Here is a 20,199-nt window from a genome sequence, read left to right as displayed (position 1 = left end):
GAATCGGTGATTGCAACGTCACCACCGTGCCATGGCCGCTCGCCCTTCAGAGCAAGCGCCGTTCTCTCTCCAAAACTTTTTGCAGAACCTTCAGGACACTATCTCAGAAAATAACGCATCTTTTACTGACATTCATCGAAAAAATAGGCATCGCTGTCTGGTTGCTAGGTTTCTCAACAGAGTGCGAGAGCCCAACCAAGCGCCGCGGACTCAGTTGGCGGGCCGCAGCGACAGAGGACTCGGAGACGGCTTGTCCGTGAGAACCTGTTGTTGAAACGAATTCGGGCGCGAGGGTCATGCCGGCCACCGGTCACGCCCGTCGGATGGCAGCCTGCTACAGACTGAGTACTGCGGAAAGCTGCCGAGACGATGACCGCCACAAAGTGACGGCTCGAGGCCGAGCTTCACGCAGCAAATCTTGGCTCCGGAACTCCCGTTACGCCGAGGCCGGTGATGGCAAAAAGGCTGCCGCGTAAAACTCCGTCGCCCGGAAAGCGCGGCAGCGGCGGCTTGGCCATCGACGTGACGTACAGGGTATCGAGCTTCGGCCCGCCGAACATGACGCTGGTGATCTTCTTGACGGGCATGTCGATGATGCGGTCGACGCTGCCGTCGGGCGCGTAACGCACCAGCCTGCCGTCATAGACCAGCGCGTTCCAGAGGAATCCTTCCGCATCGACGGTCGAGCCATCGGCCGCCCCTCCCCGGCTGGTATCGACGCGGGTGAAAGTGCGCCGGTTGGTGGCGGCACCGGTTTCGATATCATAGTCGTAGGCCCAGATCTCGCCGGTCCAGGTGTCGGCGAAATAGAAGGTGCGGTCGTCGGGGCTCCAACACGGGCCGTTCGAGCAGATGATGCCGGAATCTATCCTGGTGACGGAGAAATCGGGATCGAGCCTGTAGAGCCCGCCGGAGGGTCCCTCTTCCATCGTGTCCATTGAGCCGGCGAAGAAGCGGCCGCGCCGATCGACCTTGCCGTCATTGAGCCGGTTCATCGGCCGGTCCGGCTCCGGATCGTGGATCGGCGTCACCTCGCTGGTGGCGAAATCAAGAAGATGGAAGCCGCGCTGCAGCGACACCACCGCGCCACCGCCGTCCTTGCGCAATGCCATCGAGCCGATCTTCATCGGCACGTCCCAGCAACGGATCTCGCGGCCGTCGGCGGTCGCCCGAAACACACGCCCGTCGAAACTGTCGATCCAGTAGAGGCGCTCCTGTTCAACGTCCCACAGCGGTCCCTCGCCCAGCGTGGTCTTCACGTCCACCACGACTTCGATCTTCATGCCGTCCTCCTCTGTTCGAACCTTGCAGAAACCGGTCAGAACGCGACCTGGTCGCCGCCCTTCAATGACAGGATTTCGCGGGCCTCGTCGGGCGTCGCCACTTCCATGCCGAGGCCTTCGATGATCTTGCGGGCGAGCACCACCTGCTCGGCATTCGACTTGGCAAGCCTGCCCCTGCCGGCCCAAAGACTGTCTTCGAGCCCGACGCGGATGTTGCCGCCAAGCGCTGCCGATTGTGCCGCGATGCGCAACTGGCTGGCGCCGGCACCCAGCACCGACCAGCGGAACTGGTCGCCGAACAGCCGGTCGGCGGTGCGTTTCATATGGGCGACGTCTTCCGGATGGGTGCCGATGCCGCCGAGCAGGCCGAACACCGACTGCACGAAGAACGGCGGCTTCACCAGCCCGCGATCGGCGAAATGGGAGAGGTTATAAAGATGGGCGATGTCGTAGCACTCGAACTCGAAGCGCGTGCCATTGTCGTAGCAGGTCGCCAGTATGTATTCGATGTCCTTAAACGAGTTGCGGAAGACCAGATCACGCGTCGCTTCCAGATGCGGCCTTTCCCAGTCGAACTTGAACGTTTCGTATTTGTCGACGAGGTGATAGAGCCCGAAATTGATCGACCCCATGTTGAGCGAGGCGACTTCCGGCTTGAACTGGGCGGCGGGCCGCACACGCTCCTCCACCTTCATGTAAGGACTGCCGCCGGTGGTGATGTTGATGGCGGCATTGGTGCCTTGCTTGACGCGCGGCAGGAAACGCGCGAACGCCTCCGGCGTCTGGTCGGGCTTGCCGGTCTCAGGGTCGCGGGCATGCAGATGCAGGATTGCCGCACCAGCCTCGGCCGCCGCAATCGCCTCCGAGGCGATCTGGTCTGGCGTGATCGGCAGATAAGGCGACATGGTCGGCGTATGGATTGCCCCCGTCACCGCACAGGTGATGATGATCTTGCCCTTGGCCTGCGGGGCGCCGGGCTTGCGGCTTGTTTCCATCATCGTCCAAACTCCTGATCCGATTTTTTCTTGTGCGCCGCTAGCGCCATCAGCCGACGGTCGCGCCAGACCTGCCGTTCGCCGAGTTCTTCCCGCGGCAGGCGCTTGCGGCGCTCGGCCTCGACCGTCTCCATGACCTCGCCGGCCCAGTCGACCCGACGCAGCATCTGCGGGAAGATGTTGGAATAGATCGTCTGGTAGCGCTCTACATAGTCGCGCACACCACCAGGCGCGTTGAGGTCGATCGTTTCGAACGGACCAATGAACGACCAGCGCAGCGCCAGCCCCTCGCGCAGGCCCGTGTCAACGTCCTCAACGCTGGCGTAGCCGTCGGCGACGAGCCGGAACGCCTCCTCCAACAGCGCGCCCTGCAAGCGGTTCATGATGAAGCCGTCGAGTTCGCGCTTCATCACCAGCGGCGCGTGGCCCGCTTCGACAAGAAAGGCGCGGGTTCTTTCCACCGTTTCGGCGGAGGTCCATGGCGCCGGCACGACTTCCGCTGCCGGGATGAGATAGGGCGGATTGATTGGATGTACGACGAGGCAGCGATGCCGCGCCTGCAGATGATCGGTGAATTTCGACGGCAACAGCGCCGAGGTGGAACTGGCGATCACCGCCTGCGGACCGGCAAGGGCGTCGATCCGGGAGAACACGTCACGCTTCACCTCCAGGTTTTCGGGTGTGTTCTCCTGGACGTGGACGGCATCGGCCAGGGCCTCGCCAAGCTCCGCCACAATGGTGATGCGGCCAAGCACGGCATCGACCGCCTGTCCCCGCAGCAGATCGTTGGCGGCGAGGTCGCCGAGCACGCCGGCGATATAGTCGCGCGCATCGCTGGTCGCGGCCGGCGCCTGGTCCCACATCCGCACATCATGCCCCGCGCGAGCGAAGCTGATCGCCCACGCTCGCCCGATGAAACCGCTTCCGACAATTGCTACCTTCGCCATGATTGCCCCTCAGAGTGTCTCGACATTGCCGTCGACGCCAAGCGATTGGCCGGAAATGTTGACGCCCGCATCGGAAAGCAGGAAGGCCACCATCGCCGCGACATCGTATGGGCTGGTCATCCGGCGCAGCGAGATGTTCTGCAGATAGCGTTGTGTCATCTCCTCGTTTGACACGCCGAGCTGCTTTGCCCGGTCGGCAATGACCTTGTCGATTCGCGGCCCTTCGATGATGCCGGGCAAGATGGCGTTGACCCTGATCCCATGCGGTCCGAGTTCCTTGGCAAGACTCTGGGTCAGGCCGACAACGCCGAACTTGGCAGCCGAATAGGGGGTGCGGAACGCGTAGCCATGGCGGCCGGCGGCCGAAGACATCGAGACGATCGAGCCGCCGCCCGCCGCCTTGATCAGCGGCACGGCACGCCGCGCGCACAGGAACTGGCCGGTCAGGCAGATATCTATGCAACGCCGCCAGTCTGCCGGATCGATCTCGTCGACGCCGCCGGTTGGCCCGGCAATGCCGGCATTGTTGATCAGGGCGTCGAGCCCGCCGAGCTTCTCCTTGACGATCTCGAACAGTCGGTCGACATCGCCGTCGCGCGAAACGTCGGCCTTGACTACGGCGGCGAGCGTAATTCTCTCTGGAGCAGCGGCCAGCGCCTCGTCCGAAATATCGCAGATCGCGACGCGTGCGCCGAGCCGCGATAGCGTCTCTGCAATGGCAAAGCCAATGCCGCCAGCGCCCGCCGTGACCAGCACGCGCTGGCCTTTGAGCCCGGTCAGGAATTCGTCCGCCGATGCCGGTGAGCTTGAGCTCATTGTTCCATCCCTTTCACTGAATCCGCCTTTCGCGCAGCGCCATGACGGCACCGAGCACCACCAGCCCAAACAGAATCGCCCGCGTCGCATAAGGCAGCGTCGTGCCGGCGAGCAGCATCTGCAACGCGGTCAGGAGCAGCACCCCACCCAGCATGCCGAGATAGTGGCCACGCCCGCCGGTAATCAGCGCACCGCCGACCACGACGACGGCGATGGAGGGCAGTAGATAATCGTCGCCCATGCCGAGGCTGGCCTGGCCGGAAAAGCCGGTCAGCATGATGCCGACGATCGCCGCGCAGACCGCCGACAGCACATAGACGAGGATGAGCGTGCGACCGACCGCGATGCCGGAGAGCTGGGCTGCGCGCAGGCTGTTGCCGATGCCATAGACGCGGCGGCCGAAAGCGGTGCGGCCGAGCAGCAGTACGGCAAATACGACGAAGGCGATCATGAACAGCACCACCGGCGTGATGGCGAATATTTTGCCGGTCATGAACCAGCGCAGCATCGGCGAGGAGAAGCCGGCCGGCGTGCCTTGCGAGTAGAGCAAAGCGAAACCTTGCAGAATGCCGTTGGTGGCCAGCGTCATAACGATCGGCGAGATGCCGAGAAAGACGATGCCGATGCCGTTGGCGAGACCGATCAGGCAAGCGACGGCGAGCACCATCGGCAGCGCATAGGCAAGTGCAGCATCTGACCCGTTGACCATGCCGGCAAGCAGGATTCCTGACAGGCCGATCGTCCACGGCACTGAGAGGTCCAGCCCGCCGGTAAGAATCACGCTGCCTTGCCCAAGCGCCAGGATGGCAAGGAAGCTCGACAGCACGAACAGCGAGTTCCAGTAGTTGAAATTGACGATGGCGCGTCCGAGCCAGATCTGGGTGACAATGACGACGATGGCAAGACAGACATAGGCCGGCAGCGCATAGCGCAGCGTCTCGGCGTTACGGACATGGAAGGCAGGCCGCCGCGCCTGCTGCTCGCCGGCGCTGCCTCGCGCGATTCTCAGTCGCCGGTCGGTGCGATCGATCTGCGAGGGCAGCATTCCGGCGCGCCAGGCGGCCAGCCGAGCCCGCAGCGCACGCAGTTGGCGGGCAAGCACGGAGCCATGCGACAGCGAGCCGGCAAGCACGGCAAGGATCAGGATTGTGCCCTCGGCGATCGTCGAATAATAGGCCGAGACGTTGAGCACGAGCAGGATGTTGACGACCATCATGAGGATGTAGGCGCCGAAGACGGTGCCCACCGGCCCACCTTGACCGCCGCCCAGTCTTGTACCGCCGACGACGACCGCCGCGAACATCGACAGCAACAATGGGTTGCCGACCAGCGGATCGCCGCTGCCGGTCTGGGCGCTGATGAAAACGCCTGCAAGCCCATAGCAGCCGCCGGCTATGACATAGACTAGGAAGCGCACGAGAACGACGCGCACGCCGACCGCGGCGGCGGCATCCGGATCGCTGCCGAGCGCATAAAGCGCTGTCCCGAAGCGTGTGCCTTTGAGCCAGAACCAGCCGAGCAGGACGACGCCGATGACCACCAGCGGCATCGGTATCCAGCCGGCGATAGCATCACCGAGATAGAAGGCGCCAAGATCGGGCGAGACGAAGCCGCCCGGCTTGTCCATGACCAGCAGCGTTACCCCCTGCAGGATGAACATGGTCGACAGCGTGACGACGATAGGCTGCATGCGCAGGACGGCAATGAAGAAGCCGTTGAAGGCGCCGACCAGCATGCCGACGCCAATTCCGGCCAAAGTCCATAGCGCGACACTCGTGCCGGGCGCCATCGGATCCATGCCGTTTGCCAGGACGACATTGACCAGCGAGATCACCGCGCCGGCGGACAGGTCGAAACCGCCGGACAGGATGACAAGGGTCTGGCCGATCGCCGCCAGTGCGGAAGTGGCGCCGCCGCTCGATAGGAACGAAATGTCGAAATAAGTGAGCCGCCCGGCACTGACCAGATCGACGATCAGCAGGAGCGCCGCAAAGACGATCGCCGCGATGATGGCGCCGCGATGCCGCGCTAGGAGCCGCGACACTGTTGCGGCCGGTGCCGCGGGCGAACTCGTCACGCTCATTCCGCCGCCTCCCGGACCATGTCCCGGTGGCCAAGCGCCGGCCGCATGATCGCGCCTTCGGTGATCTCGTCGCCGGCAAGCTCCGCCACGAGATGGCCGTCATAGAGAACGAGCACCCGGTCGCATTGATGGACCAGCTCGGGAATTTCGGTTGAATGCAGGAGGATCGAGCCGCCGGCCGCCACATAGTCGCGCATCATCACGTAGAGCTCGTGCTTGGTGCCGACGTCGATGCCCCGGGTCGGATCGAAAAGCAGCAGGATCCGGCTTTCGGCGACGAGCCATTTGGCAATGGCTATCTTTTGCTGGTTGCCGCCCGAGAAGGCCCCTGCCCTCGTCCACAAGGCACTGCGGTCGACCTCCACGGTCGAGAAGGCGGACTGTACGGCCTTTGACTCCTCGTCTGTTCCAATCAGGCCAAACCGGGTGAAGCGCGCGACGACCGGCAGCGATGCATTCTGCCGGCCCGAGAGCTTCAGGAACAGGCCCTCCGTCTTGCGGTCCTCCGGCACCAGCCCGATTGCCATATTGGGCTTGAGCGCATCGGCGGGCGAGCCGAGCCATACTTTGCGGCCGTCGACCAGGATATGGCCGCGCTCGATCTCGGCCATGCCGAAACAGGCGAGGAACAGGTCGAGCTGACCCATGCCCTGCAGCCCGGCAATGCCGAGGATCTCGCCCTTGCGCAGGTCGAAATCGACGCCGTCGAGCTTCCTCCCCGTCTTGAGATCGCGCACACCGAGCACCGGCGGACCGAAGGCGGCCTCACTTTGAGGTTTCGGCGGGAAGGTCTGGGCGATGCTGCGGCCGATGATCTTTTCGATCACCTCACCATCCGAAACATCGGCAACCGGCGCGGTCACGATGTGGTGGCCGTTCCTGAGAATGGTCAGCGTGTCGCAGAAAGCCCGCACCTCGCGCATGCGATGGGTGATGAACACGACCGTGGTACCGGCCGCTTTCAATTGCGCGATGATGGCGCCCAGCCACTCGACATCGCCGCCCGACAGCGTCGAGGTCGGTTCGTCGAGCAGGAGGATGCGCGGCTTGCGATAGAGCGCGCGCGCGATTTCGATCTTCTGGCGCACGGCAAGATCGAGCGTCGCCACCTCGGCATCGAGATCGACCGAAAACCCCAGATCGGAAATGTGCTTGCGGACTGCCTTGCGTGCCGCCGAGCGCCTGATCAGGCCGATCGGGCCGGCGGGCGCGTAAGGCAGCAACATATTGTCGAGAACGCTGAGATCGCGTACCAGCGTCATTTCCTGGAAGGCCGTCTGCACGCCCTTGGCGTGTGCGGCGCGCGGCGAACCGAGGGGTGCGGGTTCGCCAAGAACGGTGATTTGCCCTTCGTCGGGCCGTACCAGCCCCGACAGCAGCTTGACGAGGGTCGACTTGCCCGCACCGTTCTCGCCAAGCAGGGCATGCACGCTGCCGGAAGCGATCTCGAAGGAAACGCCATCGAGGGCAACTGTTGCGCCAAACGCCTTGCGGACGCCCTCTATGCCGACAGCTGTCGAATGCGCTGACATCATGATCTCAGTCCCAGCCCGCATGAAAGCTGCGTGGAGCGCCTCGAAAGCACCCCACGCCCCACTTCGGAAGGCCTACTCCTCGGGCTGGCCTACAAGGGCGGCCGCGAGACCGATCTCAGGTGTCTGATCGGAGAAGATCGAGGCGAACCAGCCTGGGTTCGAGACCAGCGACGGTTTGAACGCATTGCAACCAGCCTTCATCTCCGCCCAGGTGCCCTCGTCGCAAAGCTTTATCGTCTCGTTGGTGACGACCGGCAGCGGCAGGATCGTCTTCTTGGCAACGTGCTTGCCTTCAAGCGCCTCGACGGCAAGCTTGAGAGCGAGCGCCCCGGAATAAGGCGGCGAGGCGTAGGAAATGCGCGGCGCGCCGAGCGGCGCATAGGGAGAGGTTGCGCCCTCGACCTCCGTGCCCTCCGGCAGCATCTGGATGCGCCCGCCATTGGAGCCCTCGCCGGCGCAAGGCAGGAGTTCGCTGACCTTCTTGCCGGCCTCGAGCTGCATGGAATTGGCAGTGAAGCAGCCTACCTGCATCCACAGCCCATTTATGTCATCCCAGCTGCGCGTCGCCAATATCTTGGACAGTTCGGTACGGGCCACCGCCTGGCTCCACATGCCGACAGCTTCGCCGACGATCTTGATGTCGGGATGCTTGGCAAACACCTCCTTCGCGGCCTTGGTGCGCAGATCATCGACCGACGTGCCGGGAACGCCGGTCACCGCGATGATGTTGCCCTTGCCATTAAGTTTCTTGACCAGCCACTCCGCCGTCACCCGGCCAGCCTCTTCCTGGTCGATATGGACGTTGTAGGCGCAGGGCTCGGTGATCTCGGCATCATAGGCAAACACCTTTACCCCCTTGTCGCAGGCGTTCTTCACCACCTGGTTGAGCGCTGTCGGCGAGATCGGGAAAATCACGATGGCTTCGGCGCCTGCCTGCACCATCGCGTTGATCTGCTGGATCTGGCGCTGTGCGTTCGGCCCCGCCACCTGAACCTGGAGGTCGACCTTGTCGGCCATGCTCTTGTGCGACGCCATCGCCTTGAGCATGTTGGCGGCCTCGGCCTGCCAATCATTGCCGATGAAGCTCATGCTGAGAAATATCTTGTGCTTTCCGGCCGCTTCGGCGGCGGACGTACCACAAACGCAAACAGCCATGCCGGCAAGCAGCGCAAGCCGCCGGGCTTTCGATCCGATACCCATTCGAAACTCCTCCCAGTTCAGACGACCGAATGCCTCCCAAGGGTACGAAACGTACTCCTTGTCATTCGATGCGGCTGACCGTATCATGATTTGATCAAAGATCAATGATGAAATGGCTAAGAGGGAAAAGTCGGAAACGCGGGCGCTTGACGCGGCAATCCGAACCTTGCATTCCGGACACAGGCGCCGGGTATGACAAGAGCGTCGCCCGAATGGGGGAAGGTTGACAGAAATGGCTGGGGCGGCATTCAGGAAGCCGGGCGTCGAGATCACGCCGCTGTCCAGGGAAACCCTGCAGGACAGGGTTTACCGGCACGTTACCGAGTTGATCCTCGACGGCAGCATCGTTCCAGGTGAAATGGTGACGGTGCAGAGCCTCGCAGACGCTTTCGGCGTCAGCCCGATGCCGGTTCGCGAGGCTCTGAGGCGTCTGAGCGCGGCCAACGCCTTGATGGTGGTTTCGGGCCGTTCGATCGGTATCCCGGCATTAAGTCGTGCGCGGCTTATCGATCTCAGGAACGTCAGGTTCGAAATCGAGGCGATCGCCGCCGCATGGGCCGCAGAACGCATTGACGATCACGGCGTGATGCTGCTGGGCCAGCATCTGGAGGCACTCGAGCAGGCCAATGCCGCTGGCGACGTCAAATCCTATCTCAGGGCCAATTACGCCTTTCACTTTTCCATCTACCGGGCCGCGGGCTCGGAAAACATGCTCAGCATCATCGAGAACCTGTGGCTGCAGATCAGCCCCTATTTCAACATGCTGCACGATTCCGGAAACTATTCGACCGCCAACCAGCACCATCAGGAGATGTTTGCAGCGCTGCGAGACCGCAACGCGGAGGCGGTCCGGGCTGCGGTTCGCGCTGACATCGACGCGGCTTTCACTGTCCTGATCAAACTGCTGAAATAGTCGCAGGTCGCCAAGCCCGACATGGCAGGACGGTGATGCTCACCACGAACCGAACCGCCGAGCATCAGCGGGCATTTCCGGCGCCTTGCTGCGGTGATTCATCCAGAGGGGACGATCCAGCGCTCACAGGGCCGAGTTGGTCAGGGGTAGCGCTTGCCAGAGCCTACAAGCTCATCCTTGAATGCTGGCGTTGCGGTGTGACCGTCGGCACGGGTGAAGGCATGCCCGAGCGGCTTGTCAACAAGAACGGGAGACGGCAGTGTTCTGACGTTATCAATGAGCCGCGTTTCGCCGAGCCAGGCCGCTGCAAACAGGCGTGCCGGCCGATCCAGGCTTGCTATCGGTTGCAGATCTGCCTCGCCACGGAGTTCCAGGTACTCGACCTCGCGATAGCCCGCGGACAGGATCGCTGCGCGCGCGTCGGCAAGCGTTGGCAGGACGGGAGAGCCGTTCGAGAGCCCCGCCGCCGTATCGAGTAGGACCGATGCTAGCCTTGGGGCGACGGCGCGCTCTGCCGGCGAGAGCCGGACATTGCGCGATGACAAAGCGAGACCATCGGCTTCCCGGACTGTCGGACAGGGGACGACGGTGATCGGAATATCCAGGTCCCGGACCATGCGCCTGATAAGTTGAAGCTGCTGGAAGTCCTTCTCTCCGAAAAAGGCGAAATCAGCGCCGGTCTGCAGGAAGAGTTTTGCAACGACGGTCGCCACCCCATCGAAATGGCCGGGCCGGAACGCACCGCAAAGGCTTTCACTGACGCCGGACACGGACACGGTCGTGGCGAAGCCGTCAGGATACATCTCAGTCGCATCCGGAACATAAAGCAGGTGGGCGCCCAGCCGCGTGAGCTTTGCAGCGTCTTCGTCTTCCGTGCGGGGATAGGCGGCAAGATCCGCCGCACTGTTGAACTGCTTGGGATTGACGAACAGCGTCACGATCACGCGATCGGCCTTTTGAAGCGCAGAACGCACGAGACTCAAATGCCCTTCATGCAAGGCTCCCATCGTAGGCACCACGGCGATATTGGCACCAGAACGGCGCCATCCCGCCACAACGGTACGAAGCCCGGCAATGGTGCGGACGATCGGCACGCTCACGCGGTTTCTCCGGCCTGCGGCGCGTCGGCGAAGAGATGTTCGGCCGCCGGAAAGCGCCCTCCCCGCACATCAGCCGCATAAGCCGCAATGGCAGCTTCGGCCTCTGAGCCCAGTTCGGCATAGCGCTTGACGAATTTCGGACGAAAACCGGTGAACATGCCCAGAATATCGTCGACGACCAGAACCTGGCCGTCGCAGGCGGCGGAGGCGCCGATCCCGATGGTTGGAATCGTAACCTCCTCGGTTATTCTTCGTGCGAGCGGCTCGGCCACCTTTTCCAGCACAACGGAGAATGAGCCGGATTCGGCAACAGCAACAGCGTCCCGCAAAATCCTGTCGCCGTCTCGGCCCCTGCCCTGGACCTTGTAGCCGCCAAGCACATTGATCGCTTGCGGTGTCAGCCCGACATGGCTCATGACGGGGATGCCGCGGGCAATGAGAAAGCGGATCGTGTCAGCCATGCTCTCGCCGCCCTCCAGCTTGACCGCGGCGCATCCGGTCTCCGCCATCAGCCGGGCGGCGTTGCGAAAGGCCTGTTCGCAGCCCTCCTCATAGGAGCCGAACGGCATGTCGACGACCATCAGCGCCCGTTCAAGACCGCGGCGCACGGCCTTGCCGTGCATGATCATCATCTCCAGCGTAACTCCGAGGGTTGACGTCAGGCCATGAAGCACCATGCCGACGCTGTCGCCGACCAGGACCACGTCGCAATGCCTATCGGCGAGGCGCGCAACCGGCGTTGTATACGCTGTTAAGCAGACAATCGGCATCTTGTGCTTTCGGGCCGCAATGTCCGGCGGCGTCAGCGCCTTTGTTTCGACCGCCACACTCATCGGCACATTCCCTTGGGCCAAGTTCCAGCGGTGACGGTTTTGCATAGTTCTGTGCAGGTGCGAAGGCCAAAACCGCACTGCATCAGAAAAGTTTGTGCGTCGCGAAGCAGGCTCTCCGCAAAGCAAAGACAGAGGGCCAGCGTTTCTCTGCTTCGGTGATCCTGCGCGACAACCGTGTTGCTGATCGGCTGAGCAATCGGGCTCCGGCCGTTTTCAACTCGAACAGTTCAACTGCCGCACGGCGGTTCACGCCAGAAGCGACCTTGGTTGCAAGCCTACCCGAAATGCGTTGTGACGGAAGCATGCGCCCGCACTCCAGACACTACGATTTGAATCAAAATCGCTGGTTCGACTCAGTTCCGAAACAAGGTGCACGCTGGCGGTGTTGGCATCTTCCGCATATTAGCAATCCCTTGACTACCGTCAAAGCCGCTCCAGAATCAGGGGCATGGCTTGGGAAATTGCGGACATCAATATCGGCGATGAGGTGGCGATCACCGTGACGGTGCTGAAGCTCCTGGACGACGGAAGAGCTAGCGTCAGCATCCCCTCCTATGGTTTTCCGCATTCGATCCCTGCTCCTAAAAAGTCCAAACCAGGTGACGAGCTCCAGCTCACTGGCGAGGTCACGCGGGTCGACGAGGAAAATCGAAAGGTGACCGTGAAAGCTGGCGGGCTAATCACCGTCGATGCTGATACGATCATCGACTGGACGCCTGTCCGCCGCAAAAAGATGTCGCTCAGAGATGAGGCGGATTAGCGAACGCAGATCAAACCATCGATGCCGAAGACAAGTCCGCAAGGCCTGGCCGCCCTTGCTCTGGTGCGCGTGGCATCGAGGAGACCTGCCCGGCCGGCGTGCTGCCGATCGAGGAGGCTGTCTTCCTGCTCTTATGGCCAAGAGCCCATGCATGAGGGTGAGGCGCTTGCCAGGGCTATCATTGAAACAGTTGAACGGCTAACTGCTTGCGGAAAGGCAATCGGCCCCAGGTGGCGCACTGTACGAAAATTACCAACTTCGTTAGCCGGGAACAAGCACTCTACATCAAACGTTTTTTGCGCGAGAACTCTCCTCCGTTCTCCAGTCTGGCTGTAAAGGCCCGCTGCTCTGCACGGGCAGCGGGCCTGAGGGTTCGCACATGCCGCAGCGCCAGCGTACCAATCGCACCTGCCTTAGTCCTCATGATTTGGCTATTTGCCAGCGCGTTTTCGATCAGATTTGCGCAGACGAAGACCTCGACCCTTTAAGCCAACAGGGCAAAATCCTGGCGGAAACGGTAGTGGCGACTTTTCGAAATGCTTACACTGACGAGCGGGAACTGCTGAAGGCAGTCAGGTCTCATCGAGGAAATTGAGCGGCAAAATTTCACCCGACCGACAAGGTCGGGCTTGACCCATTCGGCCTTGTCCCCGGAGCAGGCCCGGAAGCTAACGAGGCCCTAACTGCCAACAAGATAGGCGTCACCGATTGCGGCGTCGCTGTGTTGACGGTCGTTTTGCGCCCTCATCATTCCGCTCTTGCATAGCAGTCCCAGTCTTCAGCCGCTGTTCCCGTAGTCTGGCCGTTTTTGCGTCCCGTGCCGTACGCTCAGTGCGGTCCTTGCTTTCCTGATGAGCAGCCATGCTTCACCTACGTTTTTTGCTGGTGCCCAAACCTTCGTCAAAACCCGCTGTTCCACTCCGGATCCTACCTCAGGGCTAACTACGCCTTTCATTTCTCCATCTATCGAGCCGCGGGCTCGGAAAACATGCTCAACATCATCGAGAACCTGTGGCTGCAGATCAGTCCCTATTTCAACATGCTGCACGATTCCGGAAACTATTCGACCGCCAACCAGCACCATCAGCAGATGTTTGCAGCGCTGCGAGACCGTAACGCGGAAGCGGTCCGCGCCGCGGTTCGCGCTGACATCGACGCGGCTTTCACAGTGCTGATCAAACTGCTGAAGTAACATTCAGGTCGCCGTAAGCGACATGCCGCCTCCATTGCTGATCAGACTTCCAGTTCTTTTTCCGCCCACTCCGCGAACTTTTCCAACTTGTCGAGCAAGCTCTCCGCTTCGGGTAATGATTTTGCCCTGATTCCGTATTGAGTTTCGTCCTTCTCATCGAGGATGCTCCGCAACCTGCTGGCCTGCGCTGCAGGAAGGCGATTTCCAAGCGCGTCGCATGGTTTTCACCACGGCCGCATGATCCGCGCGGTTGATCTTTCCTGCAAATCGGGCAGTGAGCGCATCGGCGTATGCTATTGCCGCATTCACGATCTGCGACATAGCCGGATTTCCGATGTCACCCGTTCCGGACATTGCCACCTCTAAACGGGCAGCCTTCAAATATGAGCGGGCGATGCGCAATCGCCCCTCGCCAAAGCCTGTCTCGACTGCTTTCGTCGCACCTCTTCTGGTCATGCCAACGCCTGCCGGCGAGTTTTTGTTGCGAGTTCGTCCGGGCGTGAACCCAAGACGAGCAGGGCATTGGCTTCGACCCCGCCCCACCACGGGTCTCGCGTGCTCGACAGCCTTGCCACATCCTCCGGAGTGAGTCCCACGACCGAGGGATTGAAGCCAAGCTTTTGACCTTGGGTCACCAGTGCCTCACGGATTTCTTGGAGCGCGCTATCTAGCTTTTCGGATGGCGTAACCACTGCGATGTCGAGATCGCTGTCTGGACGGTCCTCGCCCCTCGCTACGCTGCCGTAAATCCAGGCCGCGAGTACTTTCGGCCGAACTGCGGAGACCGCCTCAGTGATTACGGCGCGAATATTGGAATACCGAAGCGCCTCCTGCTCGAAGAGAGCTTCCAGTGATGTCGCCAGCGGATGGCGATCATTCAACCGGTAAAGACGAGCCCTGCCCGTTCCCTCCGAAGATACGATGCCAATCCCTTCCAAGGTTGCGAGAGCAGACCACACGCTTGCCCTTGCAAGCCCGCTACGAGTCGCAAGCAATGGAGAAGAAAGCAAGCCGCCGTGGCGCGACAATTCCCGGAGCAATCTTACGCTTGCTTCGGTGCCGAGCATAATGGTGAGTGGATAGCGCAAAGCGCTTTGAGCGGTCGAGCGTGCCATGCGCAAGTTCCTTCTGCTGTGGACTCATAGCACATCAAATCGTCGGATATCAAATCGGATGTTTTGTTTTCTAAACGAACGTCCTGTTGTCTGAATCCTGGGCGGTTGCTGCGCCACGTTTGCATCTGGACCTGATGCTGGTCGCCGTCGGCCATCTGTTCAGAGGATATCGGCGGCTTGGGCAACCCGCTCCAAGTGTAGATAGTGTTCCGCGACCTGCACGGGCTCCTCAAAACGGTGGTCTTGCATGCGCACCTCCCGAGTCTCGAACACGACTCAATCCTCGGTCATGTGACAGGTTCCTGCCATGTCTGATCATATTCTGCCCGGTCAAAAGAAGCCCAAGCTAATCGTCGTAGTGGCGTTCGATCGTGGCGAGGACGGCGAACTGTTTCCCGCCTTTGGTCCCGCCGATCAGCAAAGCGAGGAACGCGCAATCCGCACCGGTCAGGCGCTCGCAGGGAAGCACGTTGGCGTAATCGCATGGAGCCGCGACGCCGACCCGGCTATTGGCGACTATGGCCCGCCGACCGTGCTATTCACCTGCGGTGACGTGCCGGATATGGAGTAAATTCAGCCCCGAGATTCCATTTCGCGGCGTTCGGAGAACTCCCCTTCACTGCCCTTCACTGGGTATTTTGTGAATCATTTATTGGGTAACGCCGCTCTTGGCGATGCGCTCTTCGAAACTCGGGGCCGGCCCGACGTGCTGAAGCACTGGCCAGCGTCCATCGCGGCGGCAGCTTCTGGGCTAAGCGGATGCCTTCTGTTACTTGCGGACGTTTGATGTGGCGCAAAGGATCAGCAGAAGCTAACATATCTTGTTCTTGGAGGCTGTCGTGCGTACGAAACGTTTCAGAAAGCCCGTCATCATTCAACCCGGCCGGATCGATCGCGACAGAGTTGTTGCGTCGGTATCCGACGCGGCCGAAGTTCTGCTGAAGGATTGGCCGAGGCCGGAGGGCAAGTCGCGGCGCGCCGCAATCGAAGCATGCCTTGCCGTAATCCGTGGAGAAAAACCACCAAGGATAGCACGCCAGGCGTTCATCGCTGCTGCCAAGGAGGCCAGGATATTGCTCGGGGAAGAAATTTAGGCTTACCCAGCACCCGTATGGCCATGCCCTTGAAGCACGGAGCGCTGCTGGATTCAGCGGCTTTGTTGCTTTGTGGCATCGAGCAGAGCTTGATGTATCGATGTAGTGCGATTTTATCGACATGATTTGATTATCTGTCGAGGGCGACGATGTATCAGCTCGACTTGTCGATCGCACATTGATCGACCTCTCCTGCCCCCGCCAGGATACGAGGACGTGAAGACGCAAGCAGTGCTGAAGCTTGTGTTGTGGCGTGAGCGGCGCTTACTGAACTGCGAAGCCAGGCAGCTCATTCCCAGCCACGCCACCTGGACCATCTAGACCTGATGGCATGGCCCGAATTCGTGCACTGTCAGGCTTTGGCCTTGCGCTTTGCTGGTGCTTTCTTTGGCGGCGTTTTGGCAACCGCCCTGCGGCCGAGACCGGCAGCTTTGGCCAGCGCAGACCGCTGAGCCGCATAGCTTGGCGCTACCATAGGATAGTCCCGCGCCAAACCCCACTTGGCTCTGTACTCATCAGGTGTCATGCCAAGCAAGCCCAGGTGGCGCTTCATCGACTTGAACTTGCGCCCGTTCTCAAGGCTTATAATGTATTCGGGAAAGATCGACTTCTTAGGATTTGCCGCGGGCGTAAGTATTGGCGATGGTGCAGCGACCGGCTCATCCAGGCCAGACAACGCAGAATTAACACTGGCGATCAAATTCGGCAGATCCGCCACGGGCGTTGCGTTGCTCTGGACATAGGCTGCGACGATATCTGCTGTCATCCCTAGCAGGCTGTTGAAAAAGTGGCTCGCAGCGAGGACGTGAGCGTGATTCAGTGTCTCCGGAGAGATTCGGAGAACGAGGCATGCGCGGTGGAGACGAACGGTCTGGCGAACTGTTCAGTTATGTTGATCTCGAGGCTCGGGTGCGGCGCGATCATCCGTTGCGGCGCATTCGGGCGATTGTGAACGAGGCGCTGGCGGCGTTGGAGCGGGACTTGGCGGCGCTGTATTCGCCGATGGGGCGGCCTTCGATCCCGCCGGAAAAGCTGCTGCGAGCGATGCTGCTACAGGCGTTCTACTCAATCCGCTCGGAGCGGCTTTTGATGGAACGGCTGGAATACGACCTTCTGTTCCGCTGGTTCGTCGGCATCGGCGTCGATGACGCGGCCTGGGACCATTCGGTGTTCTCCAAGAACCGCGACCGGCTGCTGGAGGGCGACATCGCCGCAAAGTTCCTGAGCGCGGTGCTGACGCAGCCCAAGGTCAAGAGGCTTCTGTCAACGGATCACTTCTCGGTCGACGGGACGCTGATCGAGGCCTGGGCGTCGATGAAGAGCGTCAAGCCGAAGGACGGCTCGGGCGAGCCGCCGGCTGAAGGGGGCGGGCGAAACGCGGAAGCGGACTTCCATGGCCACAAGCGCTCGAACGACACACATGCCTCGACCACCGATCCGGATGCCCGGCTCTATCGCAAGGGCAAAGGCAAGGAGGCCAAGCTGTGCTTCATGGGACATGGCTTGATGGAGAACCGCCACGGCCTGCTGGTCGACGCCTGCCTGACACTGGCCGACGGACATGCTGAGCGGGTGGCCGCACTGCACATGATCGAACCTCGAGCGGAGCGGCCACAGGCGATCACGCTCGGCGCCGACAAGGCCTACGACGCGGAAGACTTCGTCAATGAGCTGCGCTCGATGAGGGTGACGCCGCATGTAGCGCAGAACAAAGCTCATGGCGGAGACCGGCTGATGGCCAAGGTCAGGGCCACCGCCGGTCGGTGGCCACCACCCAGGGTGGTTTTGATCCCAACGAGACGAGGCGCTTTTTAAGACACTGCGGCTCTGTCTGGCGAGCGCCCACGAGGCTTTGAAGCGTGAGGTCGACCGACGGCATGGGGTGTATGAAGCACTCGACGCCTTCACCCCCTACCTCTGAAAATGCCCCAACTCGTTCTCATTCAGATAGTCCACCGTTATCACCCGCGCGCGAATGCCGCCGGGGGAACCGACGAACTTCACCGATGACAGCGAGCCGGTCGGCGCGTTCTCTCCGCGGGGCGTGAGGGCGTAGGTGTCGCCGTCCCAGTGCTCGAGCGTGAACTGCATGGGCTTGGGGCCGAGTTCGAGCATCAGCTTGTCGCCATCGGCCCGCACGGTGGCGGTGTCGAAATAGTTGCTCGTATATTGGCCCTCGTAGAAGGATGGACTGCGCGCCTTGGCGGGGTTCGTCGGCTTGACCTTGCCGGCGAGGTCGCCCACCGGCTTGTAGTAGCCCATGAACCGCGGCTTCATGTAGGGATACCAGTCGCGGGTGATCTGGCCATATTGCACGATGTCCATGAAGCTGGCGGCGACCGCCTCGGCGGCGCCGACGGGGGAGCCGTTGGTGAGCACGACGATGCCGACGTCGGCCGAGGGCAAGATCTGGAAGGTGGTGCCGGCGCCGAGCAGGAAGCCGCCGGAATGGCCCATGGTGGTGCGCCCATTGGCGTTCACCCCCACATTGAAGCCATAGCCATAGGAGCTGGCCCGCGTATCGGGCGTCTCGCCGCGGTAGGTCACGCTCTGCGGTGTGATGGCGGGCTGCAGGATCTTCGGGTCGATCATGGGCTGGCCGTTATAGGTGCCGTCGCCAAGCAGCAGGATCATCCACTTGGCAAGATCCTGGACGCTGGAGGAGACGCCGCCCGCCGGCGCCTGCTGGTCGGGATCGCGGTCATAGAGCGGCTCGAACACATTCTCCGCCACGCGGGCATGCAGCAGGGCGCGGTTCTTGCCGGCGGCCATGAAGTCCTCGTGCCGATAGCTGCTCGAGCGCATACCGAGCGGATCGAACAACAGGCTCTTGGCCAGCGGCTCCCAAGGCTGTTTCTCGGCGTGGGCCACTGCCTCGGCGCCGATCGTCGTGCCGAAATTGGCGTAGTGATAGGAGATGCGGAAGGGATCGAGCGGCACCATCCACAGGCCGCCGACGATCTGCTTGCGCTGGAAGCCGAGATCCTCGAGCTCATCGCCCGCCGCCATTGGCAGGCCCGAGCGATGGGCGAAGAAATCGCCGATGGTGGCGTTGCCCGAGACATAGTCGAGATTGAGGCGGAAGCCGTCCCAGACCTTGCCGACCGCGGTATCCCAGTCGAAGCTGTGGTCCTTCGTCATGGCGATGGCGGCCACCGTGGCCGAGATCGATTTCGACACCGAGGCGACCTGGAAAATGGTAGTGCTGCTGACCCTAGAAGTGTCGTCCCGGTTGTCGCGAAGGCCATAGCCTTCGTCAAAGATCATTTTGCCGCCCTGCACCACCGCCACGGCGAAGCCGGGAACGTCGGATGCTTCCTTGACTTTCTTGACGATGTCCGACAGGGCGGCCACAGCCTTCTCGACACCGCCGGGATACAGCTGCATAGCATCCTGCGGCGGCGACGGCCCAAGCTCCGGCACGTAGGACTGCGCGGCTGCCATTGCGGGCAGCATGGTAACGAGGGAAAGTACCAGGAGAGCAGCGGCCTTCTTCATTGCATGTCCTCAAACTTGCACCGGCAGATGATCGGACCATACGCGGCAAGATGAAAGATGGTTACGGTTATTTTCTACTGATATGTTTAAGTCCAAAGATCAGACAAAGACGGCGGCTGCGCGCATGTGATTTCGGGACCTGGCGAAGTATCCGCGTTACCTACCCGGGCGGCAATTGGATGGGACTGCGCGGGAGAACGTCAAGTTCCAAGGCCGGGCGGCAAATGGCATCCAATCAGGAGTTGTTCGCCAACGGGCTGGCGGCAAACCAGAAAGTCATCGAAGCCAATTATATGGCCCATCGCGAGGCCCTATGGCCTGCTGCATGGGGTCCGATGGCCGAGGGGCCGGGACGCTTCGTCTTCACCGATCTTGCCTGCGGCAGGGGGCCCGTTTGCTGTCCGTCCGGTTATTGCCGCGGGACCAGTTAAAGCCGCCATTCGGCTCACGACCTCTTCTCGGAAATACGTGGCAAGTTCACATCCCGCGGAAGCCGACATTGAACTGCCTCTCCGTTTACACGTTTGGCAAATGTTGCGAATGGAGGGAGTTGCATGTTTGAAGGTTTCTCGCTGGAGCAGATCAAACTTCCGGAAGCGACGCTCAGAGTGCGGGTTGGTGGAAGGGGCCCACCGCTTCTGATGCTGCACGGTCATCCTCGCACCCATGCCACTTGGCATCGCGTGGCGCCGATTTTGGCTGAGGAATACACCGTAATTTGCCTGATCTTCGCGGTTTCGGCCAAGCCCTTTGACATGCCTGACCATTCGGGCTCGTCTAAAGGTCCAATGCCCGCGATTGCTTAGCCCTTATGTACTATCTGGGCTTCGATCGC

The 20,199-nt window shown here is 61.5% G+C and carries 20 protein-coding genes and 1 pseudogene; 7 read left to right on the top strand and 14 right to left on the bottom strand.

Features of this window, described 5'->3' with window-relative positions:
• On the top strand, positions 1-260 hold a 260-nt coding region (locus tag NKH71_RS13100; RefSeq protein WP_352895090.1), incomplete at its 5' end, for a hypothetical protein.
• Positions 261-404: 144 nt separating this feature from the next.
• On the opposite strand, the gene NKH71_RS13095 is transcribed toward NKH71_RS13100, so the two are convergent.
• The 7 genes from NKH71_RS13095 to NKH71_RS13065 form a co-directional block, all read right to left on the bottom strand.
• The gene (locus tag NKH71_RS13095; RefSeq protein WP_352895088.1) at positions 405-1,283 is read right to left on the bottom strand and encodes an SMP-30/gluconolactonase/LRE family protein; all 879 of its coding nucleotides are present in this window, start codon (positions 1,281-1,283) and stop codon (positions 405-407) included.
• A 35-nt stretch (positions 1,284-1,318) separates the two neighbouring features.
• Positions 1,319-2,281, bottom strand: coding sequence for a 3,5-dioxohexanoate:acetyl-CoA acetone transferase (gene kce / locus NKH71_RS13090; protein WP_352895086.1), 963 nt, complete (start codon positions 2,279-2,281; stop codon positions 1,319-1,321).
• Complete coding sequence (locus tag NKH71_RS13085; protein WP_352895085.1) at positions 2,278-3,225, bottom strand: 3-hydroxyacyl-CoA dehydrogenase; 948 nt, start codon at positions 3,223-3,225, stop codon at positions 2,278-2,280. The genes kce and NKH71_RS13085 overlap by 4 nt, the downstream gene beginning before the upstream one ends.
• A 9-nt stretch (positions 3,226-3,234) precedes the next feature.
• Positions 3,235-4,041, bottom strand: coding sequence for an SDR family oxidoreductase (locus NKH71_RS13080; protein WP_023722268.1), 807 nt, complete (start codon positions 4,039-4,041; stop codon positions 3,235-3,237).
• Between the two features lie 13 nt (positions 4,042-4,054).
• The gene (locus NKH71_RS13075) at positions 4,055-6,124 is read right to left on the bottom strand and encodes an ABC transporter permease subunit (RefSeq protein ID WP_352895084.1); all 2,070 of its coding nucleotides are present in this window, start codon (positions 6,122-6,124) and stop codon (positions 4,055-4,057) included.
• Complete coding sequence (locus NKH71_RS13070) at positions 6,121-7,659, bottom strand: sugar ABC transporter ATP-binding protein (protein WP_023722271.1); 1,539 nt, start codon at positions 7,657-7,659, stop codon at positions 6,121-6,123. The genes NKH71_RS13075 and NKH71_RS13070 overlap by 4 nt, the downstream gene beginning before the upstream one ends.
• A gap of 72 nt (positions 7,660-7,731) precedes the next feature.
• A complete protein-coding gene (locus NKH71_RS13065) occupies positions 7,732-8,859 on the bottom strand; it encodes a sugar ABC transporter substrate-binding protein (RefSeq protein ID WP_023722272.1) in 1,128 nt (375 codons plus the stop codon).
• A 232-nt stretch (positions 8,860-9,091) separates the two neighbouring features.
• Here NKH71_RS13065 and NKH71_RS13060 point away from each other — a divergent pair, with 232 nt between their 5' ends.
• A complete protein-coding gene (locus NKH71_RS13060; protein WP_023722273.1) occupies positions 9,092-9,772 on the top strand; it encodes a GntR family transcriptional regulator in 681 nt (226 codons plus the stop codon).
• A 140-nt stretch (positions 9,773-9,912) separates the two neighbouring features.
• Here the strand turns inward: NKH71_RS13060 and panC are convergent, their stop codons facing one another.
• Both panC and panB read right to left on the bottom strand, forming a co-directional pair.
• Complete coding sequence (gene panC, locus NKH71_RS13055) at positions 9,913-10,872, bottom strand: pantoate--beta-alanine ligase (protein WP_352549442.1); 960 nt, start codon at positions 10,870-10,872, stop codon at positions 9,913-9,915.
• Positions 10,869-11,705, bottom strand: a complete 837-nt coding sequence (gene panB, locus NKH71_RS13050; protein WP_023722275.1) for a 3-methyl-2-oxobutanoate hydroxymethyltransferase — start codon at positions 11,703-11,705, stop codon at positions 10,869-10,871. Before panB ends, panC begins: the two co-directional genes overlap by 4 nt.
• Before the next feature lie 448 nt (positions 11,706-12,153).
• On the opposite strand from panB, the gene NKH71_RS13045 reads away from it, so the two are divergent.
• Entirely contained in the window at positions 12,154-12,465 is a 312-nt protein-coding gene (locus tag NKH71_RS13045) for a hypothetical protein (protein WP_023722276.1), read from the top strand.
• Positions 12,466-13,282: 817 nt separating this feature from the next.
• Positions 13,283-13,657 (top strand): FCD domain-containing protein, encoded by a 375-nt coding sequence (locus NKH71_RS13040; RefSeq protein WP_352593159.1) that lies wholly within the window; start codon positions 13,283-13,285, stop codon positions 13,655-13,657.
• A 153-nt stretch (positions 13,658-13,810) separates the two neighbouring features.
• On the opposite strand, the gene NKH71_RS13035 is transcribed toward NKH71_RS13040, so the two are convergent.
• Entirely contained in the window at positions 13,811-14,113 is a 303-nt protein-coding gene (locus tag NKH71_RS13035; protein ID WP_352484671.1) for a hypothetical protein, read from the bottom strand.
• A complete protein-coding gene (locus NKH71_RS13030; protein WP_352484673.1) occupies positions 14,110-14,772 on the bottom strand; it encodes a nucleotidyltransferase domain-containing protein in 663 nt (220 codons plus the stop codon). Before NKH71_RS13030 ends, NKH71_RS13035 begins: the two co-directional genes overlap by 4 nt.
• A gap of 307 nt (positions 14,773-15,079) precedes the next feature.
• On the opposite strand from NKH71_RS13030, the gene NKH71_RS13025 reads away from it, so the two are divergent.
• Positions 15,080-15,343 carry a hypothetical protein gene (locus tag NKH71_RS13025; RefSeq protein ID WP_023722282.1) on the top strand — a complete coding sequence of 88 codons (264 nt, stop codon included), beginning with the start codon at positions 15,080-15,082 and terminating at the stop codon, positions 15,341-15,343.
• A gap of 55 nt (positions 15,344-15,398) precedes the next feature.
• Here NKH71_RS13025 and NKH71_RS33475 read toward each other — a convergent pair whose 3' ends face one another.
• On the bottom strand, positions 15,399-15,989 hold the full coding sequence (locus NKH71_RS33475; RefSeq protein ID WP_502895956.1) for a hypothetical protein: 591 nt from the start codon (positions 15,987-15,989) through the stop codon (positions 15,399-15,401).
• Positions 15,990-16,218: 229 nt separating this feature from the next.
• Complete coding sequence (locus tag NKH71_RS13015; protein ID WP_023722284.1) at positions 16,219-16,632, bottom strand: Ros/MucR family transcriptional regulator; 414 nt, start codon at positions 16,630-16,632, stop codon at positions 16,219-16,221.
• A gap of 83 nt (positions 16,633-16,715) precedes the next feature.
• Between NKH71_RS13015 and NKH71_RS13010 the strand changes: the two are divergent.
• Positions 16,716-17,576, top strand: a pseudogene (locus NKH71_RS13010) (IS5 family transposase); the annotation flags it as partial.
• 201 nt (positions 17,577-17,777) lie between these two features.
• Here NKH71_RS13010 and NKH71_RS13005 read toward each other — a convergent pair.
• Positions 17,778-19,364 carry a serine hydrolase gene (locus tag NKH71_RS13005; RefSeq protein WP_352895081.1) on the bottom strand — a complete coding sequence of 529 codons (1,587 nt, stop codon included), beginning with the start codon at positions 19,362-19,364 and terminating at the stop codon, positions 17,778-17,780.
• 554 nt (positions 19,365-19,918) lie between these two features.
• Between NKH71_RS13005 and NKH71_RS13000 the strand changes: the two genes are divergently transcribed.
• On the top strand, positions 19,919-20,170 hold the full coding sequence (locus NKH71_RS13000; protein WP_352716372.1) for an alpha/beta fold hydrolase: 252 nt from the start codon (positions 19,919-19,921) through the stop codon (positions 20,168-20,170).
• Positions 20,171-20,199 lie beyond the last annotated feature (29 nt).

Source organism: Mesorhizobium sp. M0983, assembly GCF_040318975.1.
Taxonomy (GTDB): Bacteria; Pseudomonadota; Alphaproteobacteria; order Rhizobiales; family Rhizobiaceae; genus Mesorhizobium.
Note: the sequence above shows the minus strand (reverse complement) of the source record. Positions and strands in the feature narration are given on the sequence as shown.